General features: G+C 70.1%; 9 protein-coding genes. 6 read left to right on the forward strand and 3 right to left on the reverse strand.

What is annotated here, in order from left to right:
• The 4 genes from FL311_RS34460 to sthA all read left to right on the forward strand — a co-directional run.
• A partial coding sequence (locus FL311_RS34460) for a pseudouridine synthase (protein ID WP_141331933.1) occupies window positions 1–557 on the forward strand: 557 nt, incomplete at its 5' end.
• A gap of 48 nt (window positions 558–605) precedes the next feature.
• A complete protein-coding gene (locus FL311_RS34465) occupies window positions 606–2,435 on the forward strand; it encodes a right-handed parallel beta-helix repeat-containing protein (protein WP_228557285.1) in 1,830 nt (609 codons plus the stop codon).
• Window positions 2,436–2,515: 80 nt separating this feature from the next.
• The gene (locus FL311_RS34470) at window positions 2,516–4,312 is read left to right on the forward strand and encodes a dienelactone hydrolase family protein (protein ID WP_141331934.1); all 1,797 of its coding nucleotides are present in this window, start codon (window positions 2,516–2,518) and stop codon (window positions 4,310–4,312) included.
• Window positions 4,313–4,355: 43 nt separating this feature from the next.
• Window positions 4,356–5,762: a Si-specific NAD(P)(+) transhydrogenase gene (gene sthA / locus FL311_RS34475; RefSeq protein WP_141331935.1), complete on the forward strand. Its 1,407-nt coding sequence runs from the start codon at window positions 4,356–4,358 to the stop codon at window positions 5,760–5,762.
• Between the two features lie 6 nt (window positions 5,763–5,768).
• Here sthA and FL311_RS34480 read toward each other — a convergent pair whose 3' ends face one another.
• Complete coding sequence (locus tag FL311_RS34480; RefSeq protein ID WP_141331936.1) at window positions 5,769–6,107, reverse strand: hypothetical protein; 339 nt, start codon at window positions 6,105–6,107, stop codon at window positions 5,769–5,771.
• 21 nt (window positions 6,108–6,128) lie between these two features.
• Window positions 6,129–6,491 (reverse strand): nuclear transport factor 2 family protein, encoded by a 363-nt coding sequence (locus FL311_RS34485; protein WP_141331937.1) that lies wholly within the window; start codon window positions 6,489–6,491, stop codon window positions 6,129–6,131.
• A 213-nt stretch (window positions 6,492–6,704) separates the two neighbouring features.
• On the opposite strand from FL311_RS34485, the gene fusA reads away from it, so the two are divergent.
• Both fusA and FL311_RS34495 read left to right on the forward strand, forming a co-directional pair.
• On the forward strand, window positions 6,705–8,819 hold the full coding sequence (gene fusA, locus FL311_RS34490; RefSeq protein ID WP_141331938.1) for an elongation factor G: 2,115 nt from the start codon (window positions 6,705–6,707) through the stop codon (window positions 8,817–8,819).
• 83 nt (window positions 8,820–8,902) lie between these two features.
• A complete protein-coding gene (locus FL311_RS34495) occupies window positions 8,903–10,834 on the forward strand; it encodes an ABC-F family ATP-binding cassette domain-containing protein (protein ID WP_141331939.1) in 1,932 nt (643 codons plus the stop codon).
• Window positions 10,835–11,023: 189 nt separating this feature from the next.
• Here FL311_RS34495 and FL311_RS34500 read toward each other — a convergent pair.
• Window positions 11,024–12,197, reverse strand: a 1,174-nt coding sequence (locus FL311_RS34500; RefSeq protein WP_141331940.1) for an FtsX-like permease family protein, incomplete at its 5' end; no start/stop codon positions are given.

The following is a 12,197-nucleotide window of genomic DNA, read 5'->3' on the forward strand; positions in this document are numbered from 1 at the left end:
CCACCCGGGTGCTCGCGTTCCACAAGCCCGCGGGCGTGCTGTCCTCCACCGTCTCCCAGCACCGCACCGGCACCGTGTTCGAGGTCCTCCTGCGCCAGCTCCCTCCCGAGCTCGCCGGCTACACGTGGCACGCGGTGGGCCGGCTCGACGTGGACTCCACGGGCCTGCTGCTCTTCACCAATGACGACAAGCTCGTCGCCCACGCCACGTCCCCAGACACCCAGCTGCCCAAGCGCTACGTGGCCACCGTCTTCAGCACCGCGGATGACGAGCGCGTGGAGCCGCTCCGCAAGGGCATGGTCCTCGACGACGGCCCCGCCCGCCCCGCCACCGTCCGCGTGCGCGACGAGAAGACCGTGGAGGTCACCCTCACCGAGGGCCGTCACCACCAGGTGAAGCGGATGCTCGGCGTCGTCGGCCTCCCCGTGCGCGCCCTCCACCGTGAAGCCGTGGGCGGCATCGAGCTCGACATCCCCGAGGGCACCTTCCGGCTCCTCACCGATGACGAGGTCCGCGAGGGCCTGCGCTACACGGGACGTACCGAGTCACCAGAATAGACACGCTCAAGCTCGCGGGATGTCTGCCCCTCGGCGCACAATCCGCGCATGAGCCCTCGCATCCTCCGGACGTGGTGTGGTGCCGCCGCGCTGCTGCTCAGCGTGGCCTGCGGTGACAGCGGTGACGACGACACCCGAGCCGACGCGGGGACGAACACCTCCGACGGCTCCGTGCCCACCCCGGACGCTGGCGCACCCGACAGCGGCACACCCGAAGAGGACGGCGGCACGAGTACCTCTCCGGATGGAGGCCCGAGCGGTGGCCCCGACGCCACCGTCCCCGGCGCCGTCACCCTCCCCTTCCCGACGCTGCGACACCTGACGGTGGAGTGGGCCTTCACCGGCGACGCCAACGCCAACGGCACCGTCGCCGTGCGCTTCCGCCCCGCGGGCAGCAGCACCTGGCGCAAGGCCCTGCCCCTGCGCCGCATCCCCGCAGGGAGCAACGAGGGCTTCTCCTGGGCCCAGCGACACTCCGGCAGCATCTTCGGGCTCCAGCCCGCGACGACGTACGAGTTGGAGCTCACGCTCGCCGACCCGGATGGCGGCGGCGCCGTGCGCACCGCGACGGCCACCACGCGCGCGGTCCCGGCGCCCATGGCGAACGCGCCCGTCAAGGCCGTGACGCCCGCCACCTTCGCCAGCGTCGCCGCGAGCGCCCAGCCCGGAGACCTGCTCGAGTTCGGCAGCGGGACGTACACCGGCTTCGACTGGTCGCGCAGCGGCACGGAGGGCAAGCCTATCGTCCTGCGAGGCACGTCGGGCACCGTCATCAACGGCCCCGTCAACCTGTTCAATCAGAACCACGTGCACTTCGACCGGCTCACCATCAACGGCCGCCTGCGCTTCAACGGGACGAAGAACTTCTCCCTCACCCGCTCCACCATCAACGCCACCTCCGCGAACGGCGGCGATGCGGTCGTCACCTTCCTGCGCGCGGAGAACGCGTACATCGCCGACAACGTCGTGACGGGCATCACCCCGTGGGCGGAGTCCTCGCTCGGCGTCAATGGCAACAACCAGGGCGAGGGCATCTGCGTCACGGGGCCTGGACACGTCATCCAGAACAACCGCGTCACCGGCTTCCGCGACGGCATCTCCTTCATGGAGGACGACGCCGCGGTGGACCAGTACAGCATCGACGTGCTCGACAACGACCTCATCGGCAACGCGGACGACGGCGTCGAGGCGGACTTCTGCGCCCACAACTGCCGCATCGTCGGCAACCGCCTCACCAACAACTTCATCGCGCTGTCGTCCCAGCCGAGCCTGGGCGGGCCGACGTACTTCGTCCGCAACGCCGTCTACAACGCGGTGCACATCGCCTTCAAACTCTACCGGGGCAGCTCGGGCGACGTGCTCCTGCACAACACCGTGGTGAAGCACGGTGACGCCTTCGGTATCACCGCGACCACGCCCGTGGCCCGGCTCCTCGCGCGCAACAACCTGTTCATCGGCGGGCCCGGAGGCACGTTCAACGGCTACAGCAGCGGCAGCGCCCAGGGCAGCGTCCTCCACCTCCCCTCGCTCACCACGGCGAACGCCGACCTGGACCACGACGGCTTCGGCTCCACCTCCGGCACCTTCAACGTCAACTGGGGCGGCACCCGCATCACCTCCCTGAACGACCTGCGCGCCAACACCACCGAGAAACACGCCGTCCAGGTGGACCTCGGGGTCTTCGCGGCGACGGTCGCCTACCCCGCGTCCCCCATGACGCTGTACGCCGCGCCCGACCTGCGCCCTCGCGCGGGCTCCACCGTGGAGAACGCCGGTACGCCGCTCGACAACATCACGGACGGATACGCCGGCTCGGCCCCGGACCTCGGCGCCCTGGAGGTCGGCGCCCCCATCCCCACCTACGGCCCACGCCCCTGAGGACTTGCGCTCGCGCCAGGAGCGCTCAGACTCGCGAGGGCCCCACCCTTCACGGGGCCCTCTCACAGTCGAGGCGTTCCATGTCCGGGTCTCGCCCCTCGTCGTGGTGTCAGCGCGTCCTCCTGCTGGCCCTCTTCATCACGCTCCGCGTCGCGGCCGCGCCCGCGCCGGAGCCGGCCACGCTGCTCGCCGAGTTGCGCGAGGTGACGAAGCATGACGCCACCGCGCCGCTCGACGTGAAGAAGGTCCGCGAGCAGAAGCGCGGAGACGTCACGGTGACGGAGCTGACCTATGCCAGCCCCAAGGGCGGACGCGTCCCCGCCTTCCTCGTCACCCCACCGGGCCCAGGTCCCTTCGCGGGGCTCGTGTTCCTGCACTGGGGTCAGGGCTCGAAGAACGAGTTCCTCGACGAGGCGCTCTCCCTCGCGCGCTCCGGCGTGGTGTCGCTGCTCGTCGATGCGCCGCACGTGCGGCCCGAGCCCTGGCGCGGCTCGCTCCGGGGCGCGGCGCTGTACCCCACGCACCTCCAGACGCTGCTCGACATGCGGCGCGGCGTGGACCTGCTCGTCAGCCGTCCCGAGGTCGACGGGAGTCGGCTCGGCTTCGTGGGCCACAGCATGGGCGCCATGGTGGGTGGAGCGCTGGCCGGCGTCGAAGCCCGCGTGCGAGCCTTCGTGCTGATGAACGGCGTGGGCGACTACTCCAAGAGCATCCTCACGCTGGAGCGCGAGAACGAGAAGAAGCTCGCCGACGCGATGTCCGAGCAGGACTTCGCCGTGTTCGCCCGGAAGATGGCGGCCCTCGACGGCGTGGTCGGTGTCGGTGCCGCGAGTCCCCGCGCCCTGCTCTTCCAGTACGGCCGCTCGGACCCGTGGGTCACGCCCGAGCAGGTCCGCGCCTTCATCGACGCGGGCACCGAGCCCAAGCTCGCCCGGTTCTACGAAGGCGCGCATGAGCTGGGTGACGCCGCGCGAAGGGACCGCGCCCAGTGGCTGCGCATGCACCTGGGCTTCGGCGAGGTGCCCTCCTACGGCCCGCCCATGTTCTTTGCGCCCGCGCTGCCCGCGTCCCTGGACACGCCGGTGCCCGAGTGGGCCAAGGCCCGCCCCGTCCTGACCATCCCCGGCATGGAAGAGGTCCAGGTGCGCCGGGGACTGACGTACACGCGCATGGGCAACCGCGACTACAAGCTGGACCTCTACATCCCGGATGCCATCTCCCAGGGCCCCGTCCCCGTGGTCGTACTGGCCCACGGGATGATGCACCCGGGCCTCACGCCCTTCGTGAGGGACCTGCCCGCCTTCGTCGGACAGGCGCGCTGGGTGGCCGCGCACGGCTACGCGGTGGCCCTGGTGGAGCTCGGCTCACCGGCCACCGGCGCGGAGCCCGCCCAGTGGTACACGCGCGTCGCGGACCTCCAGAAGCGCCTGGACTCGGCGCTGGCCTTCGTGCGCAAGCAGGCCGCCACCGAGAAGCTCGACGCGAGCCGCGTCTGCCTGATGACAATGTCCGCGGGCGGGCTCTGGGGCCTGTCGCCCGCGCTGCGCAAGGAGCCTCCCGCCTGGCTGCGCTGCGCGGTGGCGTGGTACCCCTTGCTCGACGCGCCGGACGTGAGGCCCTCGCCGCTCTCTGCCCTGAAGGCCACCAACGCGAAGAAGGTGCCGCCCCTGCTCGTGCTGCGCGCGGGCCAGGACGCGCCGGCGCTCAACGCCGCGCTCGAGGACTTCGTGAAGGAGGCCCGGACGCGAGGTGCGCCCCTCACGCTGCTGGAGCTGCCCGAGGGCCACCACGGCTTCGAGCTGACGGACGACGTCGAGAGCGCTCGGGAGATGATGCGGCAGACCGCTCTCTTCCTCGAGGAGCACCTGACACGGTGAGTTCGCTTCAAAGGGTGCGTGGGGTCGCGTAGTTTGGGGTCCCATGAGGGACTTCGACCTGGTGGTGATTGGCTCCGGCCCGGCCGGTGAGTGGGGGGCGGTGCAGGCGGCGCTGGCGGGCAAGCGCGTGGCGGTGGTGGAGCGTGAGCCCGTGCTGGGTGGAACCGCGGCCAACACCGGGACGCTGCCGTCCAAGACGCTGCGGGAGACGTCGCTGCACCTGTCCGGCCTCAAGGCGCGCGGCCTCTACAGCGTGGAGACGACGCTGCGCCACGAGGCCACCGTCTCCGACTTCCTCTACCGCGAGCGCCGCGTGAAGGGCATGGAGCGCGAGCGCATCGCCCACAACCTGGAGCGCCACGGCATCCAGGTGTTCCAGGGCAACGGCACGCTCCTGGACGAGCACACCGTCGTGGTGCGCCGCGCGGACGCCGACGACGTGCGCCTCACCGGCGCCTTCATCCTCGTCGCCACCGGCTCCAAGCCCTACCGGCCTCCGCTGTACCCCTTCGGCGACGTGCGCGTGCACGACTCGGACGAGGTGCTGGAGATCGGCCAGCTGCCCAAATCCCTCGTCGTGGTGGGCGGCGGCGTCATCGGCTGTGAGTACGCGTGCATGTTCGCCGCGCTCGGCATCCCCGTGACGCTGGTGGAGGTGAAGCAGGAGCTCCTGTCCTTCCTCGACGACGAGTTCTCCGCGCTGCTCGCCCAGCGCATGGAGGCGCTCGGCATCCGCCTGCGCTTCGGCCAGACGGTGGAGAAGGTGGACGTGCCCGCCGCGTGCGAGGTCCCCATCCGCCTGACGCTGTCCTCGGGTGAAGAGGTCTCCGCGGACCAGGTGCTGGTGGCCTCGGGCCGCTCGGCGAACACGGACGGCCTGGGGCTCTCCGAGCTGGGCGTGAAGCTGGGCTCCCGGGGACAGGTGGAGGTGGGCCCGGGCTTCCAGACCGCGGTGCCGCACATCTACGCGGTGGGAGACGTCATCGGCTTCCCCGCCCTGGCCTCCACCTCCATGGACCAGGCGCGCGTCGCGGTGGAGCACGCCTTCTGCCTGGGGGGCCCCCTGGCCATCGCCACCGTGCTGCCCTACGGCATCTACACCATCCCCGAGGTCTCCACGGCGGGCGAGACGGAGGAGGGCCTGCGCGCCAAGGGCATCCCCTACGTGGCCGGCCGCGCGCGCTTCGCCACAAACCCGCGCGGGCAGATCATCGGCGAGACGCACGGCCTCCTGAAGCTGCTCTTCCACCGCGAGAGCCTCAAGCTGCTGGGCGTGCACGTGCTCGGCGAGCAGGCCTCGGAGCTGGTGCACATCGGCCTGGTGGCCATGCTCACCGGCTCCACCGCGCGGCTCTTCCTGGAGACGTGCTTCAACTACCCGACGCTGTCGGAGGCCTACAAGTCGGCCACCTTCGACGCGATGGACCGGCTCAAGCGCGGCCTCGCCTGAGCGCGCTCAGCGGCGCTGGGACTTCGGCGCCGCGCCAGCCCCCTTCAGGCTGCCCACGGTGAGCCCCGACGGGCCCGGCGCCGCGCGGTGGACGTCATCCGCCGAGGCCCGGGCCAGCGAGGACTCGGGGGACTCGCCCGCGTCGGAGCGCCCGCCGCCCTTGCCGCTGGCGCCGCGCAACAGCTCCCGCGCGCGCTCCCAGCGGACCTTCTCCTCCGCCATCAGCCGCGTCAGCTCCTCGCGGGCCTGGGGGTCCTCGAGGCCCGCCGCCGCGGCGGCCACCTTGTCCAGGAACGGGAGCAGGTAGCCGAAGTCCTTGTCGAAGGCGCTGGGGTTCGTCGCCATGCGGTCACCCTATCCCGGTCTTCAGCCGTGGTACACGCGAGAGGCCACGATGCGTCCCCCCTTCACCTCCAGCACCTCCGCCACCGGCATGGGCTCCTCGCCGGGCGCGTGCCGCAGGTACTCCATGAAGACGCGCTCGCCGTCCGCCGTCAGCGCCGTCTCCTCGTAGCGCAGGCCAGGCAGCCGGGCGTTGGCCTCCCGCCACCACTTCGCCAGGGCGGGCCTGCCCACCAGCTTCCCGCCCGTCTCCGGGTGCAGGACCCTGATCTTGGGCGAGGTGTGCGTGCAGTCCTCGGCGTACAGCGCCACCAGCCCCTCCACGTCATGCGCATTGAAGGCGGCCAGCCAGGCCCGGGCCACGGAGAAGTTTTCGCTCGCGCTCATGGTTCAGAAACCCTCGGAAGAATTCGGTGACAGTCTCTCGACAGCGAGAGTCCAAGCCGCCTCTTATATAAGGTAGGGCCCAGACCGTAGGACAAGGTAGGAGTATTGGACTCCACCGTCATGCGGATTTGGCTGGAAACCAAGTCCCGTGGGAAGTAAGGGCCCCGCCTGCTCTGTTCCGTCAGGCACATTCAAGAAAAGAAGGACCGGATCGTGGCCGCCAACGCACCCATCGAGAAGATTCGTAACATCGGTATCTCCGCCCACATCGACTCGGGCAAGACGACGCTCTCCGAGCGCATCCTGTTCTATACGGGCAAGATCCATGAGATCCACGAGGTCCGCGGCAAGGACGGCGTGGGCGCGATCATGGACTCGATGGACCTGGAGCGTGAGAAGGGCATCACCATCCAGTCGGCCGCGACGTACGCGATGTGGGGCGACTTCAACATCAACCTCATCGACACGCCGGGACACGTGGACTTCACCATCGAGGTGGAGCGCTCCCTGCGCGTGCTGGACGGCGCCATCCTGGTGCTCTGCTCGGTGTCCGGCGTGCAGTCGCAGTCGATCACGGTCGACCGGCAGATGAAGCGCTACCGCGTTCCGCGCATCGCGTTCGTCAACAAGATGGACCGCGCCGGCGCGAACTATGACCGCGTGGCCGCGCAGCTGAAGGAGAAGCTGTCGCACCACCCCGTCAAGCTGCAGCTGCCCATCGGCGGCGAGGACCGCTTCGAGGGTCTGATCGACCTCATCCAGATGAAGGCGTTCTACTTCGACGGTGAGAACGGCGAGAAGATCCGCGAGGAGGAGATCCCCGCGAACATGCTGGAGGACGCGAAGGAGCGCCGCCAGCAGATGATCGAGGGCGTGGCCGAGGTCGACGACCAGTTGGGCGAGCTGTTCCTGTCGGACGCCGCCATCCCGAACGACGCCATCATCGCCGCCGTCCGCCGGGCCACCATCGGCCTGAAGATGACGCCCGTGATGTGTGGCTCCGCCTACAAGAACAAGGGCGTGCAGCTGCTGCTCAACGCCGTGTGTAACTTCCTCCCGAACCCCAAGGAGGCGACCAACAAGGCGCTGGACCAGAAGAACAACGAGGCGGAGGTCATCCTCGAGTCGGACCCGGAGAAGCCCTTCGTCGGTCTGGCGTTCAAGCTGGAGGACGGCCGCTACGGGCAGCTGACGTACATGCGCGTCTACCAGGGCCGCGTCACCAAGGGCGACTTCATCGTCAACCAGGTGAACCAGAAGAAGGTCAAGGTGCCGCGCATCGTGCGCATGCACTCCAGCCAGATGAACGACATCAACGACGCGACGGCCGGCGACATCGTCGCGCTGTTCGGCATCGAGTGCGCCTCCGGCGACACGTTCACCGACGGCTCGGTGAACTACACGATGACGTCCATGCACGTCCCGGACGCGGTGATTTCGCTCGCCGTGGAGCCCAAGGACCGCTCGGCGCTGCAGAACTTCTCCAAGGCGCTCAACCGCTTCACGAAGGAAGACCCCACCTTCCGCGTGCACCGCGATGAGGAGTCCGGGCAGACCATCATCCGCGGCATGGGTGAGCTGCACCTGGAGATCTACATCGAGCGCATGAAGCGCGAGTACCAGTGCGAGGTGAAGGCCGGCAAGCCGCAGGTGGCGTACCGCGAGACCATCAGCCAGAAGGGCGAGTTCGCCTACACGCACAAGAAGCAGACCGGTGGTTCCGGTCAGTTCGCGCGCGTGTGCGGCTACATCGAGCCGCTGCCCTCGGACGCGGTGCAGCAGTACGAGTTCGTGGATGACATCGTCGGTGGCTCGATTCCGCGCGAGTTCATCCCCGCGTGCGACAAGGGCTTCGCCGAGGCCGTCAAGAAGGGCAGCCTCATCGGCTTCCCCGTCGTCGGGGTGCGCGTGGTCATCAACGACGGCGCGTTCCACGCGGTCGACTCGTCCGAAATGGCGTTCAAGACGGCCGCCATCATGGGCTTCCGCGAGGGCTACGCCGCCGCCAAGCCCATCATCCTCGAGCCGATGATGAAGGTGGAGGTCACGGCGCCCGAGGACTTCCAGGGCTCCGTCGTCGGCCAGCTCAACCAGCGCCGCGGCACCATCCTCTCCACGGAGACCGCCGAGGGCTACGTGACGGCGGTGGCCGAGGTTCCGCTGAACACGATGTTCGGCTACTCCACGGACCTTCGCTCCGCGACGCAGGGCAAGGGCGAGTTCACGATGGAGTTCGCCAAGTACACGCCGGTGCCGCGCAACGAGTCCGAGGCCCTGATGGCCGCGTACAAGGAGAAGCTCGCGGCCGAGCAGGCGGCGCGCAAGTAGTCCGCGCCTCCCAGGCGTCCAGGTTGTAAGGAAGGCGCTCCTCTTCAGTGAGGGGCGCCTTTCGCCTTTTCGGGAGACTCACCGTGACGCTGCTCCGTGCCGCCAACGTCCAGCTCAGCTTCGGCAGCCGCACCGTGTTCGAAGGGCTCACCGTCACCATCGAAGAAGGTGAGCGGGTGGGCCTGGTCGGCGTCAACGGCTCGGGCAAGACGTCGCTGATGAAGATATTGGCGGGCGCGGCGAAGCCGGACACGGGCGAGCTGCAGCTGCGCCGGGGCGCCCGCGTCACCTACCTGCCCCAGGAGCCGGAGTTCGCGGAGGGCGCCACGGTGGCCTCCGAGCTGTCCGTGGCCCAGGGCCCGCTGCGCGAGGCGCTGGCGGCCCAGGCGGAGCTGGCGAAGAAGCTGGAGTCCTCGCCCCCGGAGGCGCACGAGAAGCTGATGGAGCAGCTGGCCGCGCTGTCGGACCGCATCGAGCAGCTGGGCGGCTGGGACACCGAGCACCACGCGAAGACGCTGCTGGACCGGCTGGGCGTGAAGGACTGGGACCGGCCGGTGGCGCAGCTGTCGGGCGGTCTTCGCAAGCGCGTGGCCATCGCCCGGGCGCTGCTCACGCGTCCGGACATGCTGCTGCTCGACGAGCCCACCAACCACCTGGACGCGGACACGGTGGACTGGCTGGAGGAGGAGCTGGACAAGCTGCCCGGGGCGCTGCTGCTCGTCACGCACGACCGCTACTTCCTGGACGGGCTGGTGGACCGCATCGTCGAGATCCAGCCGGGCGCGGGCGTCACGTCGTATCCGGGCAACTACCAGGCGTACCTGGAGCAGAAGCTGGTGGCGCAGGAGAACGCCGAGGTCGCCCAGCACAAGCGCGAGCGGTGGATTGCCCAGGAAGTGGCGTGGCTGCGCCGCGGCCCCGAGGCGCGGCGCACCAAGAGCAAGGCGCGCATCGAGCGGGCGCAGAAGCTGATGGCGGAGAAGGGCTTCCAGCGCCCCAAGGTGGCGGACCTGCGGGTCATCGCCGCGCCCCGGCTGGGCCACACCGTCATCGAGTCCGAGGGGCTGACGAAGGCCTTCGGCGAGCGCAAGGTGCTCGACGGCGTGGACTTCCGGCTGCAGCGCGGTGAGCGCGTGGGCCTGGTCGGCCCCAACGGCGTGGGCAAGACGACCTTCCTGCGCGTGCTGTTGGGCGAGCTGCCCCCGGACGGCGGCAAGCTCGTCATCGGGAAGAACACGAAGGTGGCGTACTACGACCAGAACCGGGCGCAGCTGGACCCCGAGATGACGGTGTACGACGCGGCCTCGCAGGGCGAGGACTGGGTGGACCTGGGGGACCAGAAGGTCGCGCTGCGCGACTACCTGGACGACCTGCTCTTCCCGGTGCCCATGCAGCGGATGCGGGTGAAGGCGCTGTCGGGCGGCGAGCGCAACCGGCTGCTGCTGGCGCGGCTGTTCCTGGAGGGCGCCAACGTGCTGGTGCTGGACGAGCCGACGAACGACCTGGACATCGTCACGCTCAACGTGCTGGAGCGGCTGCTGCTGGACTTCGGGGGCAGCACGCTGCTCGTGACGCACGACCGGTACTTCCTCGACAAGGTGGCCACGAGCATCGTGACGTTCGACGGCAACGGCCGCGTCACGCGCTACGAGGGCAACTACACGATGTACCGGCGGCTCAAGGAGCAGTCGGACGCCATGGCCGCCGCGGAGGCCGCCAAGGCCGCGCCCAAGAAGGTCGAGCCCGTCGCCCCCGCCCCCGCGCCGAAGGCCGCGAAGAAGCCGGGCAAGCTCTCCTACAAGGACCAGCGCGAGCTGGACGGCATGGAGGCCGCGATTGAAGCGGCCGAGACGCGCAAGGCGGAGCTGGAGGCGCAGCTGGCCGACCCGACCATCTACAGCAAGAGCGGCAAGGTGGCGGAGGTCCAGAAGGAGCTGGACGCCGCCGTCGCCGAGGTGGACCGGCTCTACACCCGGTGGCAGGTCCTCCAGGACCTCGCGGGCACGGGGGCCTAGTCACCCCATCTGCCGGCGCGCGAAGTCCGCCCTTGAATCCAGGGGCTCCCGTGCGGAGCCATTCCTTCCCTCCCGGGGAGTCCCTGACATGTCATTCATTTCGTGCCGCCCGGTGCGCCGGGTGTTGTCACCGTTGTGCCTGCTGTTGGCGTGGGGCTGTCATCCGGAGGAGGGCCCTGCCCTGCCCGCTCAGTCGTACCGGAGCGCGATGATGGGGTCCACGCGCGAGGCCCTGCGCGCGGGCAGCCACGTGGCGACGAGGCCCACGGCGAGCAGCGCCAGGGGCGCGAGGAGGAAGGCCCACGGGTCCAACGCGCTCACCCCGTGCACCAGCCCGGACACCACCCGCGTCAGCGCCAGCGCGCCCACGAAGCCCAGGCCCACGCCCGCGCCCACCGAGCCCAGGCCCTGGAGGAACACCAGCCGCACCACCTCGCCGCGCGTGGCCCCCAGCGCCAGGCGCACGCCCATCTCCCGCGTGCGCTGGCTCACCAGGTACGACAGCACGCCGTAGATGCCCACGGCCGCGAGCCCCAGCGCCAGCGCCGCCATCAACCCCAGCAGCACCATGTTGAAGCGCTCGGAGCCCAGCGTGCGCGCCACGTGCGCGTCCAGCATCAGCGTCTCCGACACCGGCTGCCGCGGGTCCACCGCCCACAGCTCCTTCTGCACGGACGCCACCACCGCCGCGTGGCTCCCGGGCGACTTCACCACCAGGTTGCGCGGCAACATCCGCACGAGCAGCTCGTTGAGCCTGCGCGTCACCTGCCCCGTCGGCACGTACAGCACCGCGGGCGCCTCCTGGTCCAACCCCCGCTCACGCACGTCGCGCACCACGCCCACCACCCGGCGCGGCGTGTCGTCCCGGAGCGACGGCACCGAGTGCGCCACCCGGATGGACTTGCCCACGGGGTCCTCGCCCGGCCAGTACTTGCGCGCGGCCGCCTCGTTGATGACCACCACCGGCGCCGAGCGCGACGTGTCCGTCTCCTCCAGCCACCGCCCTCTCACCAGCCCCAGCCCCAGCGTGCGCGCGTAGCCCGGCGACACCGGCCGGTACTGGCCGAAGCCCACCCCGGGGCCGTCCTCGCGGCCCTCGTACTTGCCCTCGATGGCGAAGCCCATGCTGGAGCCCATCTCCATCGGCAGCGTGGGCGTGGAGCCCACCTCCACCACGCCGGGCAGCGCGCGCACCCGCTCCTCCACCTGGCGCAGGAAGCGCTCCACCGCCTCCGGCTCGCCGTAGCGGCCCTCCGGCAAGGACAGCCGCAGCACGTGCACGTCCGTCGCGTCGAAGCCGGGCTTGACTTCCTGCAGCGCGCCGAAGCTCCGGATGAGCAGCCCCGCCCCCACCAGCAGCACC

Origin of the sequence: Myxococcus sp. AB025B (assembly GCF_006518215.1) — a bacterium.
GTDB lineage: Bacteria > Myxococcota > Myxococcia > Myxococcales > Myxococcaceae > Myxococcus > Myxococcus fulvus.